The 18,513-nt window shown below is 55.6% G+C and carries 20 protein-coding genes and 2 pseudogenes; 14 read left to right on the forward strand and 8 right to left on the reverse strand.

The annotated features are described in order from the left end of the window. Nucleotides 1-4: 4 nt before the first annotated feature. Complete coding sequence (locus A6U86_RS11310) at nt 5-487, forward strand: hypothetical protein (RefSeq protein WP_068390692.1); 483 nt, start codon at nt 5-7, stop codon at nt 485-487. 199 nt (nt 488-686) lie between these two features. Further along, nucleotides 687-824, forward strand: coding sequence for a DUF1127 domain-containing protein (locus A6U86_RS34675; RefSeq protein ID WP_077471669.1), 138 nt, complete (start codon nt 687-689; stop codon nt 822-824). Nucleotides 825-1,955: 1,131 nt separating this feature from the next. Here the strand turns inward: A6U86_RS34675 and A6U86_RS11320 are convergent. Then, nucleotides 1,956-2,192 (reverse strand): hypothetical protein, encoded by a 237-nt coding sequence (locus A6U86_RS11320; protein ID WP_141683679.1) that lies wholly within the window; start codon nt 2,190-2,192, stop codon nt 1,956-1,958. Between the two features lie 303 nt (nt 2,193-2,495). Between A6U86_RS11320 and A6U86_RS11325 the strand changes: the two genes are divergently transcribed. Both A6U86_RS11325 and A6U86_RS11330 read left to right on the forward strand, forming a co-directional pair. Beyond that, nucleotides 2,496-3,029: a hypothetical protein gene (locus A6U86_RS11325; protein WP_141683680.1), complete on the forward strand. Its 534-nt coding sequence runs from the start codon at nt 2,496-2,498 to the stop codon at nt 3,027-3,029. 363 nt (nt 3,030-3,392) lie between these two features. Next, the gene (locus A6U86_RS11330; RefSeq protein WP_068390696.1) at nt 3,393-3,689 is read left to right on the forward strand and encodes a hypothetical protein; all 297 of its coding nucleotides are present in this window, start codon (nt 3,393-3,395) and stop codon (nt 3,687-3,689) included. 199 nt (nt 3,690-3,888) lie between these two features. On the opposite strand, the gene A6U86_RS11335 is transcribed toward A6U86_RS11330, so the two are convergent. From A6U86_RS11335 to A6U86_RS11355, 5 genes are all read right to left on the reverse strand, one after another. Further along, nucleotides 3,889-4,608, reverse strand: coding sequence for a TfuA-like protein (locus A6U86_RS11335; RefSeq protein ID WP_068390699.1), 720 nt, complete (start codon nt 4,606-4,608; stop codon nt 3,889-3,891). Further along, nucleotides 4,605-5,795, reverse strand: a complete 1,191-nt coding sequence (locus A6U86_RS11340; protein WP_198929051.1) for a YcaO-like family protein — start codon at nt 5,793-5,795, stop codon at nt 4,605-4,607. Before A6U86_RS11340 ends, A6U86_RS11335 begins: the two co-directional genes overlap by 4 nt. Before the next feature lie 75 nt (nt 5,796-5,870). Beyond that, nucleotides 5,871-6,161, reverse strand: a complete 291-nt coding sequence (locus tag A6U86_RS11345) for a hypothetical protein (RefSeq protein ID WP_068390704.1) — start codon at nt 6,159-6,161, stop codon at nt 5,871-5,873. Nucleotides 6,162-6,627: 466 nt separating this feature from the next. Then, nucleotides 6,628-7,059, reverse strand: a complete 432-nt coding sequence (locus A6U86_RS11350; protein ID WP_234906306.1) for a hypothetical protein — start codon at nt 7,057-7,059, stop codon at nt 6,628-6,630. A gap of 150 nt (nt 7,060-7,209) precedes the next feature. Continuing rightward, nucleotides 7,210-8,055 carry a sugar phosphate isomerase/epimerase gene (locus tag A6U86_RS11355; RefSeq protein WP_158008747.1) on the reverse strand — a complete coding sequence of 282 codons (846 nt, stop codon included), beginning with the start codon at nt 8,053-8,055 and terminating at the stop codon, nt 7,210-7,212. A gap of 329 nt (nt 8,056-8,384) precedes the next feature. Between A6U86_RS11355 and A6U86_RS11360 the strand changes: the two genes are divergently transcribed. The 9 genes and pseudogenes from A6U86_RS11360 to A6U86_RS11395 all read left to right on the forward strand — a co-directional run bounded on the left by A6U86_RS11360 (nt 8,385) and on the right by A6U86_RS11395 (nt 16,595). Further along, a complete protein-coding gene (locus A6U86_RS11360; protein ID WP_068390853.1) occupies nt 8,385-9,512 on the forward strand; it encodes an extracellular solute-binding protein in 1,128 nt (375 codons plus the stop codon). Between the two features lie 68 nt (nt 9,513-9,580). Then, nucleotides 9,581-10,651, forward strand: a complete 1,071-nt coding sequence (locus A6U86_RS11365; protein WP_068390854.1) for an ABC transporter ATP-binding protein — start codon at nt 9,581-9,583, stop codon at nt 10,649-10,651. Then, on the forward strand, nt 10,644-11,525 hold the full coding sequence (locus A6U86_RS11370) for an ABC transporter permease (RefSeq protein WP_068390715.1): 882 nt from the start codon (nt 10,644-10,646) through the stop codon (nt 11,523-11,525). The genes A6U86_RS11365 and A6U86_RS11370 overlap by 8 nt, the downstream gene beginning before the upstream one ends. 26 nt (nt 11,526-11,551) lie before the next feature. Continuing rightward, nucleotides 11,552-12,388, forward strand: a complete 837-nt coding sequence (locus A6U86_RS11375; RefSeq protein ID WP_083196792.1) for an ABC transporter permease — start codon at nt 11,552-11,554, stop codon at nt 12,386-12,388. A gap of 707 nt (nt 12,389-13,095) precedes the next feature. After that, nucleotides 13,096-13,863 (forward strand): cytochrome b561 domain-containing protein, encoded by a 768-nt coding sequence (locus A6U86_RS11380; protein WP_198929052.1) that lies wholly within the window; start codon nt 13,096-13,098, stop codon nt 13,861-13,863. Between the two features lie 28 nt (nt 13,864-13,891). Continuing rightward, complete coding sequence (locus A6U86_RS11385) at nt 13,892-15,349, forward strand: SLC13 family permease (protein WP_068390856.1); 1,458 nt, start codon at nt 13,892-13,894, stop codon at nt 15,347-15,349. Nucleotides 15,350-15,464: 115 nt separating this feature from the next. Then, a pseudogene (locus A6U86_RS34680) lies at nt 15,465-15,653 on the forward strand (transposase domain-containing protein); the annotation flags it as partial. 65 nt (nt 15,654-15,718) lie between these two features. Beyond that, on the forward strand, nt 15,719-16,183 hold the full coding sequence (locus A6U86_RS11390; protein WP_141683681.1) for a hypothetical protein: 465 nt from the start codon (nt 15,719-15,721) through the stop codon (nt 16,181-16,183). Nucleotides 16,184-16,205: 22 nt separating this feature from the next. Then, a complete protein-coding gene (locus tag A6U86_RS11395) occupies nt 16,206-16,595 on the forward strand; it encodes a hypothetical protein (RefSeq protein WP_068390722.1) in 390 nt (129 codons plus the stop codon). A gap of 243 nt (nt 16,596-16,838) precedes the next feature. Here the strand turns inward: A6U86_RS11395 and A6U86_RS36135 are convergent. After that, a pseudogene (locus tag A6U86_RS36135) lies at nt 16,839-17,138 on the reverse strand (IS5 family transposase); the annotation flags it as partial. Between the two features lie 89 nt (nt 17,139-17,227). Further along, nucleotides 17,228-17,650: a DoxX family protein gene (locus A6U86_RS11400; protein ID WP_068390725.1), complete on the reverse strand. Its 423-nt coding sequence runs from the start codon at nt 17,648-17,650 to the stop codon at nt 17,228-17,230. 339 nt (nt 17,651-17,989) lie between these two features. Between A6U86_RS11400 and A6U86_RS11405 the strand changes: the two genes are divergently transcribed. After that, on the forward strand, nt 17,990-18,409 hold the full coding sequence (locus A6U86_RS11405; protein ID WP_068390729.1) for a hypothetical protein: 420 nt from the start codon (nt 17,990-17,992) through the stop codon (nt 18,407-18,409). The last annotated feature ends 104 nt before the right edge of the window (nt 18,410-18,513 follow it).

An 18,513-nucleotide genomic window follows, 5' to 3' on the forward strand; every position in this document is an offset into this window, starting at 1 on the left:
AGATATGGGTAACAAAACCCGGCGACACTCTGCCTGGCAATTCCTTTCGCTACCCCTTCGACTTCTCATAGCCCTCCTCGTCGTCATCAGCGAGATCGCTCGACCGCTCTATCGGCCATTCGTGACATGGTTCGCCTCGCTCTCCATTGTGGAGCACTTCAGTGCGCTGGTTGGTTCGTTGCCGCGAGCTGTCATTCTCGTCTTGTTCGTGGTGCCGCTGGCCGTCGCGGAGCCATTGAAGATTTATGCTTTATTCCTCATCGCCAAAGGTCATGTCGCCTCCGGGATCGTGATAATCGCATTGGCCTACCTGATGAGCTTCCTCCTGGTCGAGCGCCTTTTCCATGCAGGCCGCGAGAAGCTGCTGACCTATGACTGGCTCAAATGGATCATGGATCGCGTTGAAACCGTTCGAAACTGGGTTTCCGAGATCAAAGTCAGCGCGATCGCGACAGTGCGCGGCTGGCTCGCATTCCTTGGGTACTAGGAGACCGAATGGCCCTTGACCGAAGGCTTTTGAAATTGCCTCGGCCTGACATGCTTCAACGCGAGTGAGGCACTGAGAGCGTCAGCCTGGCATGACGGAAGCCCTGTGTTGGGCGTAGAGCAGCTCTGCCAATTTCGAAGTGCACAGATCTTCGCCAAACTGCTAAAATTATGGGCAGAAAGAAGATGAGGTATTCGAAATGACCGTAGTCAGCAAACTCTCCAGATTCATTGAACTCCGCCGTGCCTATCGCGAACTACAGCAGATCAGTGACGCGGGCCTGAAGGACATCGGCTTGTCGCGCGGCGCCGTCAAAAGTGCCGTATACGGCAAGTAATCAGGCGCTTGTTCGCAGCTTGTGCGACCGCCGAAGTGGTGAACTCCATTTAAAACCATCCCGTTTGCCATTTAGCGATGGCGCGCAAATGGTTTAAATTGGTGAGGCGCTTCATGGACCTGTCTCAGCCTGTTTGGACCGATGCCAAGCGGCGCGCTTGTCGAAGCTGACCTGTCTCTTCAGACTGCAGTTTCCACTCGATGCGAAATCGAATAATCTCTCTTCGTGACAGATGGTCAAAGAGAGCATTAGGGATGTCCAGGCTGCCGATCTACGACGGACTCACGAAGGCAATTGCCTTCGGCATTCTGATTATTTTTCCCGCTGTTTTCTGTGTTTCCTGCTCGACAGTCGGCCGAACTGGTGGCCAATCTGGCTCCGCAGCCGCGAGCAATTCGGCAGATCCCGCCACCGCCAAAGAAAAAGCGGCCGAGCGTCGACGATGGTCCGAGAGGGTGGAGCGCGATAATCAGCTGGATCCAAGCGGGTCGGCACCGGGCTCCTACGGCTCTTTCGGTCCTCGTTTCACTTGGTAAGCAATGGGTTTCCAAACTACTCTGTCAGTGTTCGAACCTGATTGAACGGATCTTCGTCCAACAATACCTGACTAGCGAACCCGTGCTGGATCGATTTCGAGCGGCACGGGCGAAGAACCGTGACCGTTATCCTGCTCTCGCCTAGCTTAATTTAATTTCCATGTAGCAACTCCCGTTGTCCATCGATGCAAAAGCGATCTTAGATCAGCACAGTGAGGACACCGTGAGGGTAAAGCGCCCACTACACCTCACGCGCAAGACGGAGCTCGACCCGAATTGACGAAGGATGAGCGCCGGCAGTTCACGAGAACTGCCCAGCGGGAACGAGACATGAATGTCGACAACAGGCGAACTGAAAGTTCGCTCGCCGGTTGCGACCGGCGGAACCAGATGCCCATCCGAATTCATGGCCGAGTGCTGACAGGACCTGCGAGATAAGCGAAACAGGCGCATCATGCTTTTAATTCGGCAGCATCGCGCTCCGAAACGGATACAACACTTCAGTTCGGCTACGAAGGCCAAAGTTAGTGTCGGGCTGTATTGAGAGTGATCCGATCGGCGTCTGGTGCGGCCCGTTTGACGCCGCTGACAGGCGTTACGAAGCGATGAATTTCACCGTTACGCCGCGTTGCCGAAAGTAGGCCTGCATAAGCTTTCTGCCGGAACGATTATTGTGCGCGAGCCTGGCCGGATCGAATAGAGCTTCCTTCAACCCGGCTTGCGCCAAGGCTGCCTTGAGAGCCGAGATATGCAAGTCGATGTCGGCATTATCCGCCTGGAGCGATTCATAAATGCGGTTGGTGATATCTGCTACGGTCGGTTCGCTCACTATTGCACTCCTGTTATTACTTCGCTGGCACTTACCACATTTTTCGGCCTGACCTTATTGTGGTGAAGCACGCCCAAGTCAATGAGTGACGATAGGGTGTCGCTGTATTCGCTGCCCGAGACGTGGCGCCACGAATGGACAACCGGCCCGGCCCCGCGCGTTTCACACATCGCGGCTGCTTCGCGCCAGAAGCAGCCATCATGCCGACCATGAGCGCCACATTGTTCAATTCATATGCCTCGCAGTTGATGGCCTGCCAGATCGATGGCTATAAGTCTCGACGAGTTATTTGAGGAGAATTAACGCGTGCCTGACATCGAGCTGGTTTTTTCCGAAAGCCGGATGCGCGCCTTCGTCCGGGAGCATCTATCTGGATGTGTCATCGCCAAAGACGGCAACGCAGCTTTTTCAGGCTCGCCCGATGGTGATCTTTTCGATTACCTACGCAGCCAACTGCGACAACTTTTTATCAAGCATTCCTCTTTCGCAAACGATGAATTCCGCTTCAAACAGCATAGATACCCTGATTGCACGGAGATCTTCTTGGTCGATCAATTCGCGGGGCTGGGCCATCTGAAAATGCTCACGCTTCCGCTGAGAGACGCACCGGAGCCGGCCTATCGGTTGACCATCGGTTATCAGAGTTTCTTCGTGTTGGGAGACGCACACATTCCTCCCTCACCAGAGCTCAAAAAGTTTTATAGCTCGACGATAAATGCCGCCAAAAAACGGACGCAGAGGCTAGACGTGGTCGAAGGTCGCAGCATGTGGTTTGAAAGTGATCTTTTGAAATCTGCTCCCAATACACTGGACACTGTTAGAGCCGCATATCGTCTTTGACGAGGCTTACGGCCGCTCGTCCATTTCGGGTCAAGAGCGGACCAACGCCTCCCGAGAGCTCCGGCTTTTCACGCTCGGGGTCAGGCCTGAGGCGGAGTCATAGAAATGATAACGCACGATGGGTTCGAAATAGTAAGACGTTTCAAGATCTATCTTTGCTTCGTCTGGTCAGCGCCAAGCGGGAAGTGCGGGCCAAATTGCGGTGGCCCTCAAAGGCCAAGGCAACTACTCATCTCCCGGTGTGTTTGGAGCGGCGCAAAGCGCTCGCCATCCATCATTGCTTCAAGTCATCCTGAATTTCGGACATAAATATGCGAAGATAACTCATGTGATCGCGGAAATCGCCGTTGGGAGGGATGCAAGATGCGTGCGCCAGCAGGTTCTGTTACGGGGCTTTGCTCAGCCTCTGCTACTATGTTTGCGGTGGGTATGGCGTTTCTTGGCTACTGGGGCGTTTATGAGCCCGGCCACTGGCGCGACACCGATTTTGTCGTTGTACTTTTGGCGCTCGTCGGATTCGCAGCGCTTGGTTCGGTGCCCTGGATTGTGACGGCCCCAGTGGCGGAAGAGGGTGACGAGAAGGTTGTAACCGCCAGGCGAGCATTTGCGACGGGAGTAGCTTTGGTCTGGCTATCCGTGCTCGTCGCAGCGCTCGTCTAGCCTCGCTGCAGTGCTACTGTCTGGCGCTTAAATTCCGCTTCGGCCACTCGGCATACGGCTGCGCTTGCAGGAGCCGCTATCACCTTTGCTGAAAACACGCGGAGCAAGGTTCAAACTCAGTTCCTACCGGAATTCAACATCGCCCCGCGGCTCCTTTGCGATGGCGATGTTTCCAGCCGGTCCACGGCTGCGCGGGAATTCATGCGTGAGATCGCAATCGAAACACTGCATTCCAGAATTCGGTGGCTTCGAAAGCCCAATCGAACTTGGGAACGAAACGTTGATCGGGCGTCGCGATGACAGCTTCGACCAGCAGCTTTGCATCATCGAGCTTGGGATTGGCTCGATTGGTTCGTAGAATGGCGAGCACGACCGAACTGCGTTCGTCGTCCGCAATGGCCAGCTGGACCAGATGACGGTAGGTCCTGTCTTTGAAGAAGATTACGGCCGCCGCCCGCTGCAGCTCAGCATGCTCTGCGTCGGTGATAAGCGAAAGCTCCAGGCAACGCGCCAGGGTTGCCTGAACATTGACAAGGGGTTCGCTGGTGGGAAGATATCCCATCTCCGCCGGTGCGTGTGACTGTGCGACGTCCGAATCGTTTTTCAGGCGGCCGGCGGCATAATCTTCATAGATCTTGCCAATGCCGGTCATGCCAAAAGCCGCACATTCTGCCGCTCTTAGTGCCCCCATGCTTGCCGCGCCGAACACATGAACGCCCTTCGAAAGCGCATAGAGAATTTCCTTGTGCCAGATGGGCGGCACATATTCATAAACGCCGTCGATTAGTCCGATGACATTGGCCCCGGCCTCCACAGCCCGGTAAAAATCACCCTGCCGCGCGGGAGGCCGCAACTGGTAGTGGGAGGTCGGCTGCAGATCGGCGCCATGAAGGGTTGGGCCTGCGAAAATCAATCTCATCGTGAGTTCAATATCTTTTTCAGTGCCCGTGGGCCGATCCGTTGTCGGCGACTGCCATCGGGATTTTCCAATCCCGGAACGAGGACTTTCGCGACGCTGAATTCTGTCTCATGCGGGTTCATTTCAACAACGACCGCCGATGTAATTCCGGCGGCTTTCAGCCTTGCAATCACGATCCTCAGCATTTCGGCGATGGTTCCCCCGAAACCGCTGCCGACTGCCAGGGGCTGCGGCTCAAAAAACAGTGCCGCACGCAGATGTTCGGGCAAAGGCCTGGAAAAGGTATGGGGATCTATGTCGTCCCGGGCGCCGCTGATATGGGTTAGCCTGGATTGCGCCGCTTCGGTGATGGCCCGAATGGCAGCACGTACCGGATTGGGGTGGGCGCCGGCGCCATGCGTCATATCGAGATAGCGCAGCATCATGTCGGGCGGGCCTTGAGGCGCTATGAATGCCTCGAAGCAGGCAATGCCGATATCGCTTGTTCTGTTGAAGACCTGAAGCCGGAAGCCTGCATCACGCACCCGCGCGGCGAGGCGGTCGATAACCGGATCGTGAAATGATGCCACGTCGACGCAGTTTCTCCGCCGCTCGTCTTCAGATGCGAACTGCCAGAGGATTTCCGCGTCGCGCTCAATACGCTCCAGCAGACCATGAAACGTTGCTTCCATATGGTTATTGCCGGATGCAAGGCCGTCCGAGGACTGCCAGAACCGGTTACGCCTCGTGTCGTCAAGCAATATCGCTTCATACGGCACCCATACCTCACACTCCGCGATGATGTCGTTACCCCGAACCCAACCGCACGGCTCTTCGGCGTCAAGCACATCGCGTCCCGCCAAAATCAGGCCATTCAGCGGCTGCGCGGACAATCCTTCGGATTGCAATGCTTGCAGGGTGGTCCATTGGATATCGATCTTTGGATTTCCTGCCACAGCGCGCTCCAGCGCTTCCATGGCGGCCGACACCTGTGCATCGATGTCGTCGATGCCCTTGCCTTGGCAGATGACGATCGAGCGAGAGTTCGGGGTGATCGCATTCCAGACCGGAATACCTATGCGGTCGAGATCTGTCAGCCGGGCCAGCCGTGTAATACCGTGTCTGGCCAGAGCCGGCTCGACACGTGCCAGCGTTTCACTCGGCAGGCAACTGCGATCCGAGTATTGATGCAATGGCAAAGCGGACAATCTGACACCTGAGGCAGCTTGCCAGCCCTCCACTCCAACAATCAGGCATCGGAGCGGAAGGCACAGAGACTAGCGTTATTGGGCGCGCAGACCCATCGGCGGCGTCTTGTAGTAAAGGCCAGAAAACGCCTGTTCCTTCGGCTCGACAGCGACGGCGACATCAAGTTGCGGGGTTTTGTAGAGAAGGCCGGAAAATGCCGCTTCCCTCGGCTCGACGGCGATTGCCACTTCGGCGGCCGACTCGCTCGTGGCGTCTGCGATATAGGCTTCGCGGTTGCCATCAATAGCCGTGACCGTGCCTGCCGCAAAGTCGACGAGCCATAGCCCCGTTTCGCCCTTGACACCCAAAATCATCATTTTCGACATGCAACACTCCTCAGGTGAGACAATGGAAAAATCAATGCACAACGTCGCCTGCGTCCAAACTGGATCACAGCTTCCACGGATGCTCGCACACGGACGCCAACCTGTCACCAGAATTTCTAGCCCACCTGATGGTTTCAACCAGATCGCGTGGTCATTGCCGATTTACATGTCTGAGCTTTTGAAGCCTGCAGAATTCGGTTGAATTACACATCAAACGGACCCCTTTTTGCCGCTTTTTGATAACCGGCAAATGGCTCAAGATAGTGAAGCATGTCATAAGCCCGCCTCCACCCACTGAGGTCAGCGCCAAGCAGAAAATGGCCCGCCCCCGGGCTGGACCAGCAACGAGCTTCAACTCAATCACCAGCTGGCAAGTTGGATTTCAAATTCCGCTGACGAAGGAACCCAACCGCCGGCGCCCAGCGGGTGTGAGGCGGATCTCGCTGCCTGTGGCCTTGAATCGCGGCTATTTCACCACCTTGATGTCCACTCTTGTGATAGTGGAGCCGGTACGGAACGTGACGAGGTCCTCGCCGACGAAGCCAGGATCTGGACGATAGTAGACGAAAGCCACCCCCGCCACCTTACCGGCGCAGCCTTGAAGCGGGCCTTCCTTGACCATCTTGACGCGGGCTTCCTTCCACTCAAAGCTCACCTGCCCATGCCCCGGATAGTCAAGAGTATCGGGATAGGTGCTTATGATGTCCCTGCAGCCTGGCGTGACACCTTGCACCACTCCGATCGCGGTGCGTCTATCGGATCTCACGACCTTGCTTTGCGTTTCGTGAGTTGCCACGCCAACACAGCCCGACAGCACCAAAACAAGTCCTGACACCAGGCCGATATGAACAGCAGTTCTATATGTCATCATTTCCCGGCTTTCGGCATGGTTTGTCATTCAGGAGCGGCCTCTCCCCGGTTTACCGTTCCCGCATGGCCCCTGATGCGACCCCGGCCAGCGGCGAGAAGAGATAGCCATTTGCTGATACCGATCGATTTAGGACTATTGTGAATCTCCTTACGCGCAACTGATGCAGGTGCCAACCCGTCAGTCGGGAGGAAGGCGGTCTTTGGTGCGCGCGACATCGGCAAGCAGGCGGGTTGCAGCTATGCATTCCTGTGCTGCGTACCAGTAGCGTTGGTTGAGTTCTATGTTGAATATGACCCCCGTGGGAAAGATGCATTCAGTCATGAGTGCCGACCAGGGGATATCGCCCCAGCCAACGGGCAGATGGAGATCCCCGTGACCATAGGCGAGGCGTTCGCCCTCGGTATACATCCAGATATCATCCTGCCGACCGAAGCTGTCGTGAACGTGGAGATGAACCGCATAGGGCGCAAGCGCTGCGATTTCCTTGACGAACATGTCGCGGGCGCCCTCGAAGTCGAGCTTCAGGTAGGAGTGGCTGAAATCGAGTGTCGCCATGACATGGCTGTGGGCAATCAACCCAAGTTCCCGCGCAAGCCGTGACGGAGAAGAGGCATAGCCATTCCCTTTATCGTCACCAAAAAGCGATTCGACACAAAGGATCAGGCCATATTGACGAGCAACGTCCCCAGCGCGCGATAGCGCCTCGCGTTGCCGCTCATATGCCGCTTCCCGACCGCTTGATTGCTGTAGCGGCGCAAGACCGGAATGCATGACATAATGCTCCGCCCCCATTTCTGCGGCAACCTCCAGGGACGCCTTTAGCACCTCGAAATGCCGGGGCAGGCGCCATGCCTCATCCATGAAGTTGATTGCGAGCGGTCCATGCACCGAATAGGCCACATCACGACCGCGGCAGGCGCGTAGCAAGGCATCAAGCTGTGGCTTGCGAATTTTCCCTCCGACGACCAGGTCGAGATCAAATGTCGGTATCTCGATCGAATCCACGCCGAGGGCTTGAATCATATCAAGCTCTGCCGCGAAATCTGAAAGGTCGTTCGCTCTTTTGTGGGCGGAAAGCCCGACACCGCCGGCGCGGTTGATAGCCATTTCTACAGGACCTTTCATTTGGAAGCAGTGGCCACCCAATAGCCACTTAAAGTAGAGCGCGTCTAACGAGGCCGCATGTCAGCCAGCTGACAAATCTATGACATTTCGATTAAACTTTTCACGGATCAGCTATCTGCAATTCCTCGATAAATGCTTGAGAATGTTCGCATAACTGTCACATGGTCCTCCTATATCCCGAGCCATTGCAAGCGGCCAATGCCGGCCGCCGGAACGGAGATGTTTCCATGACAGATATTAGTCGCCGTATCTTATTGAAAAGCGCCGCCACCACCGCAGGCTTTATGCTCGCCGCGCCGTTCGTATCCCGAACGGGGTTTGCCGCAGGGTCGTCGGGCACTTTGAACATCTTCGCATGGGCCGGCTATATCTCGGACGAGATGCTCGCCAAATTCGAAAAGGATACGGGCATCAAGCCGGTCTACACGCCCTATGGGACGAACGACGAACTTCTTAACCAGATGCGCGCGAGCAACGGCAAAGGCTATGATGTGATCTGGCCAGCGCTTGATCGTGTACCCAACTATGTCGAGTTCGGTCTCATACAGCCTATCGACGAAAAGAAGGTTCTCTGGGATCGGGCGCTTGCAAGTGCCGTCAAGGGTTCCGAAACCCTCGGGGCAGTTGTTGGCGGCAAACGGTATCAGGTGCCGACCGATTGGGGCACGGAAGCGATCGCCTTCGACAAGACCACGTCACCTCTCACCTATGGCACCGCTTCCTACGGTGATATCTGGAAGCCGGAAATGGTTGGCAAAGCCACCGTTCGCGGTCACTCCGGGCTTGTCGGCCTCGGTCTGTGGATGGAAGCACAAGGCAAGTTGCCACGGCCGATGCGTGACAGCTTCAAGGACGAAAGCACGATGCGCGTCAACTATGATGCCATCATGGCGGAAGCTCTCGCCCGCAAAGGCAACATCGCCCAGTTCTGGTCGAACGAGAACGAGGCCCAGGGTGCTTTTCGCGCCAACGGAGTAACGATCGGGCAAACCTGGGACTCCTCGGCGGCCGGCCTCGTCAAGGAAGGCATGCCGATCGGCTTTGTCGCGCCGAAAGAAGGGGCTCTCACCTGGATGGAAGGCGTTTCTATCCCGATCGGCGCCACCAATCTCGAACAGGCCTATGCTTTCCTGAATTGGATGCTGACACCAGAAGCCGGTGCTCTCTACGCCAACCATACGTCGATCAATACGACAGCCGTCGGCGCGGAAAAATTCCTTTCGGAAGCCTCTCAGGCCTTCTTCAAGGCCGCTTATCCGGGGGATGCTCTTGAAAAGCTCTGGTGGTGGCCGGTGCAGGACAACTGGTTCGTCGCGCTGCGCAACGAATATCAAGACAAGTTCCTTTCGGCTTGATCGTACCGCATCTCAATGAGAACGGCGGGGCAACAACCCCGCCGTTGCATTTCAAGGATAAAATACTCATGTCCCGCTCCGTCGAACTGATCGAGATCGAAATGGCCTACGGCCAGACCCGCGCGGTGAATAAGCTGTCAATGGCAGTTGAAGGCGGAGAATTCTTCTCCATTCTTGGACCTTCGGGCTGCGGGAAGACAACCATCCTGCGGCTGATCGCAGGCTTCATGCAGCCGACAGCCGGACGCGTCCTGATCGGTGGCTGCGATATGGCTGGTATCGGCGCAAACCAACGGCCGACATCGATGATCTTTCAATCGCTCGCCCTGTTTCCCCTGATGCCGGTCTGGGAAAACATTGCTTTCGGATTGGAAATGCGGGGAGTAACCAAGGCGGAGCGGCGCAAACGCGCGCAGGAATTGCTCGAGTTGATTGCGCTCCCAGGCTATGGCGACCGCTCCATCCACGAGCTTTCCGGCGGGCAGCGTCAGCGTGTCGCAATTGCTCGGGCACTTGCTGTCGAGCCGCAAGTCCTGCTTCTCGACGAACCTCTTTCGGCACTTGATCTGAAACTTAGGCAGCAATTGCGCTCTGAACTGCGGTCGCTGCAGAAGCGCACGGGTGTTACCTTTATTTACATCACCCATGACCAGTCCGAAGCACTCGCAATGTCGGACCGGGTAGCCGTCATGAATGCTGGTCTCCTTCAGCAAGTAGCGACGCCGCGCGAACTCTATGCCAATCCGACGACATCATTCGTTGCCAAATTTGTTGGCGAAAACAACGAGTTTTCCGGCAGGATCGTGCGCATCGCCGATGGGGTCGCCGCTGTCGAGACCGACTGTGGCAGCTTTCTCGGACGTTGCACGGCAAATCTGAAAACGGGGGATGCCGCACTCATCTACATTCGACCGGAGGCGATTTTGGTCGGCGTTGATATCGGGCAGAACCATGTGCACGCTGTCATAGAAGGACTGGAATTTGAAGGCGCCATGGCGATGATGCGCGCAAAGACGGATGGTGGGCAACATTTGATCGCAGCCCTGCCACACCATGCGCTTGCACATGCGCCGGCGACAGGAACCCGCGTGCAATTGTCCTTTGAGCCGTCACAGGCCTTGGTGTTGCCCCATGCATAGTATGATTCAGCGTTTTGGAGCCGGTCTCGGAGGCTTCATCATCATCGTCGTCGCCATATGGCTGCTGGGTTTGGTGCTCGCACCTAATCTTATGATGCTCGATTTTTCGCTGCGCCCGAATCTGGCTCCAGCACAGATCGGTGGCCCGGACGATCACTATTCGCTGGTCAACTTCATTGCTCTGTTCGCAAATCCGGTGCATCGCGCCATATTTTTCAAGACCGTATGGGCGAGCCTGCTCGTCACTTTGACCACCCTGATCATCACCTATCCCTTGGCATTCTGGCTGGCAAAGGTAGCGCCTCGCCGATCAGTGCGTTTGGTCACGGTAGCGCTAGTCATTCCCTTCTGGATCAACGAGGTGCTGCGGACCCTCGCCTGGTATCTGCTGCTTGCCTTCAATGGCCCGCTGAACGTGGCCCTCGTCTGGTTAGGGATCCTCGATACGCCAATCCGCTGGTTCGGTGACGGCGGCGTTCTGGTGGGAATGGTTTATGCCTACGTGTTATTCATGCTGTTTCCAGTATACAATTCCATCTCGACACTGGACTCACCACAGATCGAGGCTGCCCGGAATCTCGGCGCCTCGACCATTCAAATCCATCGCAGAATCGTCATTCCCCATGCGAAGGCAGGGATCGCCACGGGCTGTGTCTTTACCTTCATGCTGGCGGCCGGCAGCTATGTCGCACCGGCTCTCCTTGGCGCGCCGGGCAGCCGCTGGTTCACCGAAATCATCTACAATTGGTTTTTCGAGGGTGGCAACTGGAACCGCGGCGCCGCCTATGCGCTGGTCCTGCTGCTGCTGTGCATGACGATGGTAATGGCCGCCCTCAGGATTTTCCGAGTGAACCTTGCGGATGTTACGAAATGACCCCGAGCAGTGGAAGTAGAGTGACCATGCCACAAGCCCGCAACCACCTTACGAGGGTCGCGGATGCTCTTTCCCGCATAATCTTTGCCATCTATATGGCCCTGTTTTTCATCTATCTATTTTTGCCTCTCGCAATCATGGCCGCTGCAACGTTCAATACCAGTAAGTTTCCGACCGTTACGCCCTGGCTCGGCACGACACTCGATTGGTTCGCGGTACTATGGACCGATCAGGCGATGTGGAAGGCCCTTAGCCTATCGATCTTCATCAGCGTTGGCGTGATTGCCATATCCCTGCCAATCGGCACTGCCGCTGCGCTTTTTCTTAGCAGCCTTCATGGCCGTTCTCGCAACTTCTTTTATGCCTTGATGGTGTCGCCACTACTGACCCCAGGTGTGGCCATCGGTATCGCAACTCTCGTGCTCTGGCGCCAGGTGGGAGTTGGTGGTGGTTCACTTCTGATCATACTGGCGCAATCGAGCTTCATCACTTCCTATGTCATGCTGATGGTGGTTGCACGGCTCCAAAGATTTGACCGGACGCTGGAAGACGCCGCGATTGGCCTTGGTGCATCTCGCTTCATGGTGTTCCGTCGCATATTGCTTCCCTATCTCAGGCCCTCATTGCTATCGGCAACCTTCATAGCCTTCCTGCAATCCTTCGAGAACTACAACACGACACTCTTCGCACGGGGCACGGAAACGCCTCTGACAATCTACATCGCCACAAAGGTTCGCACCGGCCTGACACCCGCTGTCAACGCACTTGGCCTCCTTTTGATTATCCTCACCATTGCTGCCGCGATAACCTACGAACTGAGCCGCAAAGCGCGACACGATCGTTTAATTACGACCTCGGATTGATGATAATGTTCAGGTATCGATAGTGATGGTTTTGAGCCGGAATCATCAATATGCCGAGCGTTCTGGTTTGGTGAATTTACTTGAAAATTCGAGCCTCGTCGCCGGAATCATCCAGGCTCAGCGACCCCTTTGTTCGATTGAGTGAAGGGATAATCGTTTGAGCCATCTATTTGAGCCTCTCCCTTGCACCCCTGGCATGCATGTAAACTTAGCTGGATAATTCAGAGTCTGGAGCTGCTTGTGCGAGCGAGGTCTGCCATCCTTCCAGACAGCAGTGGAAACATGCATGGTTGTACCAAGTAGACCTGTTGCCATCCTCTGATCCGCATTACGTGCGACAGCGAGACGCTTGACTCTACGTTTGTTGCCACGGGGTTTGACGCTCAACATATCGCTTCTTTTATTGGCTGAGGGTTACTACGTGCATCTGGACATCGGCTGCGTTTGACGTCTTGGATTTCATCGCAGAGCCGTCTGGTACCGAAACTGCCCGCAGCTATACTGAGAATTTTGAAGAACACCAGACGAAAAACACGAAAGTTTTCCGTAGAAATACTTAGCCCATATTTTAATATACCATTACTTTAAGTTGTTTTCGATTTTTATGCCATGGACAGTGGCGCTCATTGTGGATAGTTGATGTTATCGATAACATTTCGAGTCTTGGGAGGGATTTTGAGCGACATTGGCTTTTTTCGGATGCTGCCGTGGACAACGCGGCATTTCTGATTTCATCGGCTTCCGATTGGCTGCTGAGCGGCTTGTCAGGCACACGACATGTTTCACCGCCAACCTGGGCTTATTGGCACGCCCGTTTCATGGTTATCGGTTGGACAATCCTGCTTCCTTCTGGAATGCTGATCGCTCGGTTCTTCAAAGTAACATCGAGACAGGCCTGGCCGACGGTCCTCGACAATAAATTCTGGTGGAAATGCCATATCCGGCTTCAATCCGCCGGGCTTGTTTTTGTCTTTCTCGGTCTCGCGATGGTCTATCGTCACGGAAAGGGAATCTCGTCACTCGCCATGATGCACCACTTGTGCGGTTGGTTCGTCATCGTCATGGGCATTATACAGCTCATCTCAGGGCTGTTACGCGGCTCGAAGGGCGGCCCAACGTCGGCGAACATGCGTGGCGATCACTACGACATGACGCCGCGCCGTGTTCTCTTTGAGTATGTGCACAAGATACTGGGCTGGATCGCGATGGCTGTCGCAGCTTTCGTCACCGGTGCGGGGTTGGTGTTGGTCGATGCACCACGCTGGATGATGATTGTCATCGCGCTTTGGTGGATAGCTTACCTCCTTGTTTTCGCATGGCTTCAAGCCAAGGGCCGATGCCTCGACACTTATCAAGCGATTTGGGGGGCGAGCCTCGAACATCCCGGCAACCAACTCAAGCCAATCGGCTGGGGAATTCGTCGACGCGGCTCCCCCAAGGAAAATGGGAGCAAAGGGCTGCCGCCGAGAGAATAACTACTTCGACAATAAAAGGGAGGATATTTTGACAACGTTTGCCTTGCTCGCGATGGGTGTTGCCGCCATTGCATCTTTGTTACTTCTAATCCTTACTTTACGTTTCCACCCTCTCGTTGCGCTTCTGCTTGTAGCAACCGCGACCGCACTTTCAGGTGGCACGAAAGTCACCGAGATCGTCGCCACCATCGAGGGTGGGATGGGGAAGACACTTGGCCATATTGCGGTCATTATCGCGCTCGGAGCGATGATCGGTCGTATGATCGATCTGTCAGGTGGGGCGGAGTCCGTTGCTAATGGGCTTGTGAAACGGTTTGGAGAGAAGCGTATAGCTGTCGCTCTCGCAATGGCAGGATTTGGCGTCGCAATCCCCGTTTTCTTTGAGGTTGCCGTCATAATGCTGATGCCCGTCGCCTACGGGCTAGCAAGGACCTATCGCTTGAAGCTACTACCGTTGGCTATTCCGATGTGTACCATCATTCTGGTAGTACATGCGATGTTGCCGCCTCATCCTGGCGCGATTGCTGTGGCTGGAGAGCTTCACACAGATATCGGGCGAATGCTGATGTTCGGCTTGCCTGTGGCGATTGCTACGTCCGCTGTTGTGTTCATAGCCTCGAAAATACTATTAACGCGGCGAGCTTACTCGATGTCGCCGGATATCGAAGCCGAAATCGAACGGGAGCAGTTGAAAAACGACAACACAGCAGAGCATCAAGGTGCGGCTCGGGAGCCTATACACCTCGCAAAGAGCAATCATCCGAGGAAGATTGGTCCTCAGTCGATCGAACCGTCGCTGCGCCGAAATGCAAGCGCTCCCGGCGTCTGGCTGGTGATCGCTCTTATTGCTTTACCCATTCTGCTCATTCTGGCTGGAACCGTTTCCTCACTGACAATGGCCCCGCAGTCGATGGTTCGTTCTGCGCTGGTCTTTCTCGGTATCCCCTATGTGGCGTTGCTCGTGGACGTGCTATTTTGCGCATGGTTCCTGGGAGTACGGCGTGGTGCGCCGTTCGCCACGGTTTCCGAAGTTCTTGGTTCGGCTTTGCCTGGCGTCGCTGGGATTATCCTTATCACCGGAGCTGGCGGTGCATTTGCATCCGTTCTCGTCTCCACGGGGATCGGCTCCGCGTTGGCTAAACTCATGCAATCGACAGGTTTACCAGTCGTCGTTATGGGTTTCTTAGTTACGATGCTGCTGCGCGGCGCACAAGGCCCCACAACGGTGGCGTTAATGACCACGGCGGGAATCATATCACCTATGGTCCAGCTAGCCTCACTTAATCCCAATCAACTGGCGCTGATGGCGCTTGCCATGGGTGCCGGAGGCATGTCACTGTCTCACGTCAACGATGCCGGTTTCTGGATAGTCACCCGCATGTGCGGCCTTTCGGTAGCCGATGGGCTGAAGACGTGGACCGTGCTGACAACCATCGCAGGATTTACCGCCTTGCTGCTGATACTGAGCATATGGAATTTCGTCTGAGAGCTTAGGCGTATCCAAAGTCGGCTGCAGCACAGCCGGCTCCCAATCGTTAAACTGTTTCGGCGTCTTGAAGACAGTTCAGAATTTCCCCGAAATACCAATGGATGCGCCATAGGCGGCCATCGCCTCGCTCATCGAGACCTGCAAACTAAATGCCGTCGAACCGCTCGCTTACCAGGCCAGCACGCTGATCGCCATCACCAATGGCCACAAGCAGAGCCACGTCGAGGAACTATTGCCGTGGAATATGATCCGTGCGCCGGAAGGGCTAAAGATGGCTATCGGGCCCTTGCTCCGAGCTTGATGCGGAGAGTTGATATTTGACGGCCTCACTGCTATGGCGAGTGATCACTCCAGATGCGGCACGCGGTGACCGCTTTTCTTATGTCAATTGACTATAGCCTTGTAGATGGGCCGCGAGGCGGCCTCACCTTTGATTTCATACCTTGCGACCACGATTTTTGCGGCCAGTTTGACTATGATCGGTGCGACCCGGCCGTATTCAGCATAAAAGAAGAAGCTTTTCTATTCATCGAGGGCTTGGTCGCTCGCTCGCTCCCTGATTGGTCAGGGGCCTATCGTCATTGGGGCACCACATGGATAGGGAGAGATACCTGGCTCGACATTCTCTCTCGATTTGACGAACTCCGGCGTGACGTGAGGGGCAATGCGCCCCTAACAACGATCATCGACAAATACGTCATGTACGCCGGATTGATGCCGCGCAAACATAAATTCCATCGGAAAGCACTGCTGACATTCCTTGACCGGTTCGAGGAACGCGTGCGGTCAGTGATCCAACACCATCCCTATTTGCTGATCGGCGGCATTTGACGCGTAGCAACGCGATCCCACTATGACAGACCTTGACCGCGCTACCTTTGAGGGCATTGCCGATCTCGTTTTGGAGGTACCCTATTCGAACAATCACGTTCGGATGATCGTCAACGACACATTGCCATGGACGGCCGATCATGCTCTCTCATTCCATGGATGGTCGGACGAAGAGATCATAACGTTTCATATGGATTGCCTTGAGCAAAAGATAGACGCCTGCATAGGCGTTGCCGCAAGTGAGGCGTTCCGGCTCAGGCATCCGGACACTACCCGGGACAACATTCGGCTCGTGCTCAGGCTCAGGCATTTGCCTAGTCCAAGCGCGGAGGGATTTCTGATGCTGATCGAAAAGCGAGTGAAGAGCGAAGAAATGCAATTCCGCTACGGCTATGGTGGCGACGAAATGTAGCGCTTGACACAGCCGAGCACTCGGCAGCCAGGATGAGCGAAATCCGCTAATACCGTGTGGCGACCCGCCGCCAGTCCTTGAGGCGGCAAAAGGTACGTTCAATGATGTTGCGTCGGCGGTAGGCGATCGGGTCGAAAGGCCTGATGCGCTTACGGGTCGGATTGTTAGGAATGACCGGTTCAGTGCCACGTACTTTGAGGAGGTTGCGTAAAGTGTCGCTATCGTAAGCCGTATTCTCAGCGCGATTGGACGGCCGCAACGTTCGACAACAGCATGGATTTTTGTCGATCTTCCGCCTCTTGAGCGGCCGATTGCTTGCGCATCTGCCCCCCCATTTCCGCCAGAGGCGGATCGGGGCGCCCTTGCGGTGGTGCTGTCGATCATGTGAAGGTCCCGATCGGTCGTTTGCACCAGAGCTTCAAACAGCCGCCGCCATATGCCTTTGGCAGACCAACGATGGAAGCGATTGTAGACGGTGGTCGAGGGGCCGTAGCAAGCGGGACAATCCTGCCACCGGCAACCGGTTCGCAGTACATGGATGATGCCGCACCCAGGACGAGCGGGCGGGCAAGTGCATTAGCGATATCTCGTCGGCATAGCTGCCATCACCGGCTTCAGCCTATGTCCAGCGCTCACGACCTGCTCGACCAGCCCGTTTTGACGGCGAGTGTGCTGCCCGGTCCGTGCACGGCCGCAAACAACAGACCGGCCACGAAGGTGAAGTGGTCAACGAAAAAGCCAAATTCGGCTTGGTTGCCCGCCCAGTGCGATGGACCATGGAATGAGAACCCGAGGAAAATCACATAGACAGCGCCAATCAAGGCTGCTGGCGTGAAAAACGCGCCGGTCAGGAATGCAATGACCAACAGCACTTCGAGGATCGCCGCACACCAGGCAAGAAATAGCGGCCAGGGGAAGCCGGCGGCGGCGATGTAGCCGGCGGTGGCTCCCATGTCCATGAACTTGAACGAGACCGCCATCAGGAAGATGGCAGCGAAAATCAGGCGTGCGATGAGAATGGCGGCAGTCTGCCAGATCGATTGGGTCTTTTCCACGGTAGCCCTCCGGTTGGAAGTGGTTGATGCTCCAAGGACGGCACACCGAAGACGATTCCGACAGGGGGGAGAAATTTTTTCCAGGACAATAACGGCCAGCCTGGAGGGAGAAGCGCCAACTCACCCTCGACACTATAAAACATAGCATCTTTGTCGATCCGATCTGGAGAGCTCGCGCAGCCTTCTTGTCCCCACAAGCTCTTCAGGCGCCGGCCACGAGCATTATGAACTACGTGCGCGGATGCCTGAAAGCACCTCAAAATGAGCCTCTACGTTCCGGAGAAAAGATGCGATATATGGGGCCGGCCAACCCGCAAGTCGTTTACGCGAGATCTGAAATTGCGCAGTTTTATCCTTTCCAACTTCCTGCTAATCCTCTCAACGTCTGGCGCACTTGCCCAGCAGGCTGATCACTACACAGCGATGAGCAATACAGCCATGAGCGTCACCGGCGATGTCTGGCTGGACGATTTCAGCATCAAGTTCGAAAACGGAGAATCGCTCGAATTTTCCGATCTCGTTGCGGACCACTTCAGCGTCGATGGTCGGAATGTGCCGGCATCGGTCTATCGTGTCAAAGAGCCTGACGACCCCGAGTTGCAAAATGGCAATCAACTCTGTGGTGCCGGCGATGTCACCTTTGTTGCGTCATGGGCCGACGGATCGGGTTCAACGGCGATCGCCGTCTTCAATGGAAAACGGGCACCGAGAAGCAGCGACGAAATGTGCGCGCTCTATACATATGAAGATCCCAAATAGGCTGCACACCGGGAGCAATGTCTGTTGAATTCCAAATGAAACTCACTCAGCTTGCCATTTCGCGACAACCCGTAGATCGTTCGAAATAGCGAATGATTTCATAT

This window comes from Rhizobium sp. AC27/96, from assembly GCF_001692325.1.
Lineage (GTDB): Bacteria > Pseudomonadota > Alphaproteobacteria > Rhizobiales > Rhizobiaceae > Rhizobium.

Excerpts from the sequence above, each read along its gene's own strand:
- A6U86_RS11375 (WP_083196792.1), top strand. The coding sequence starts at position 11,552 with ATGCCACAAGCCCGCAACCACCTTACGAGGGTCGCGGATGCTCTTTCC.
- A6U86_RS11335 (WP_068390699.1), bottom strand. The coding sequence starts at position 4,608 with ATGAGATTGATTTTCGCAGGCCCAACCCTTCATGGCGCCGATCTGCAG.
- A6U86_RS34675 (WP_077471669.1), top strand. The coding sequence starts at position 687 with ATGACCGTAGTCAGCAAACTCTCCAGATTCATTGAACTCCGCCGTGCC.
- A6U86_RS11350 (WP_234906306.1), bottom strand. The coding sequence starts at position 7,059 with ATGACAAACCATGCCGAAAGCCGGGAAATGATGACATATAGAACTGCT.
- A6U86_RS11355 (WP_158008747.1), bottom strand. The coding sequence starts at position 8,055 with ATGATTCAAGCCCTCGGCGTGGATTCGATCGAGATACCGACATTTGAT.
- A6U86_RS11365 (WP_068390854.1), top strand. The coding sequence starts at position 9,581 with ATGTCCCGCTCCGTCGAACTGATCGAGATCGAAATGGCCTACGGCCAG.
- A6U86_RS11360 (WP_068390853.1), top strand. The coding sequence starts at position 8,385 with ATGACAGATATTAGTCGCCGTATCTTATTGAAAAGCGCCGCCACCACC.
- A6U86_RS11370 (WP_068390715.1), top strand. The coding sequence starts at position 10,644 with ATGCATAGTATGATTCAGCGTTTTGGAGCCGGTCTCGGAGGCTTCATC.
- A6U86_RS11345 (WP_068390704.1), bottom strand. The coding sequence starts at position 6,161 with ATGTCGAAAATGATGATTTTGGGTGTCAAGGGCGAAACGGGGCTATGG.
- A6U86_RS11310 (WP_068390692.1), top strand. The coding sequence starts at position 5 with ATGGGTAACAAAACCCGGCGACACTCTGCCTGGCAATTCCTTTCGCTA.
- A6U86_RS11330 (WP_068390696.1), top strand. The coding sequence starts at position 3,393 with ATGCGTGCGCCAGCAGGTTCTGTTACGGGGCTTTGCTCAGCCTCTGCT.
- A6U86_RS11395 (WP_068390722.1), top strand. The coding sequence starts at position 16,206 with ATGACAGACCTTGACCGCGCTACCTTTGAGGGCATTGCCGATCTCGTT.